The sequence below is a fragment of the Streptomyces sp. DH12 genome, assembly GCF_020873895.1.
Classification (GTDB): Bacteria; Actinomycetota; Actinomycetes; order Streptomycetales; family Streptomycetaceae; genus Streptomyces.
The window spans coordinates 1-469 of sequence record NZ_JAHWGT010000915.1 but is presented as its reverse complement, the minus strand read 5'-3'; the positions used below and the strand labels follow the sequence as shown (position 1 = coordinate 469).

The window sequence follows — 469 nt, the reverse complement described above, 5'->3', positions numbered from 1 at the left end:
GCGCTGGTGTGCGCCCGGCCCGCGGACGCGCAGGCCGTGGTGGACCGGCTGGGCCGGTACACGCCGTCCGGGGCCACCTGGGGCGGGGTCCGGCTGGACGAGGTCGCGCCGGCCCGGGTGCGGGAGCGGATCCTGGTGGCCGACCCGGAGGCCGCGCTGTTCGCGGGTCCGCTGCGCGAGGTGGTCGCGGGCCGGGGCGGGGCGTCCGACGCACAGGTGCTGCGGGCGCTGCACGCGGCGGCCGCCGACGACGTGGTGCGCGGACTGCCCGACGGGCTGGACTCGGCGGTGTCCGCGCAGGGCCGCAGCCTGTCCGGAGGTCAGCGTCAGCGGGTCCGGCTGGCGCGGGCGCTGCTCGCAGGACCGGAGGTGCTGCTGGCGGTGGAGCCGACCTCGGCGCTCGACGCGCACACCGAGGCCCTGGTGGCCGACCGGCTGCGCGCCGCGCGCGAGGGCCTGACGACGGTAC

Annotated in this window: 1 protein-coding gene; it reads left to right on the top strand. The window is 80.0% G+C overall.

What is annotated here, in order from left to right; translation table 11 throughout:
• On the top strand, positions 1-469 hold a 469-nt coding region (locus tag LPA54_RS37760), incomplete at both ends, for an ATP-binding cassette domain-containing protein (RefSeq protein WP_228984938.1).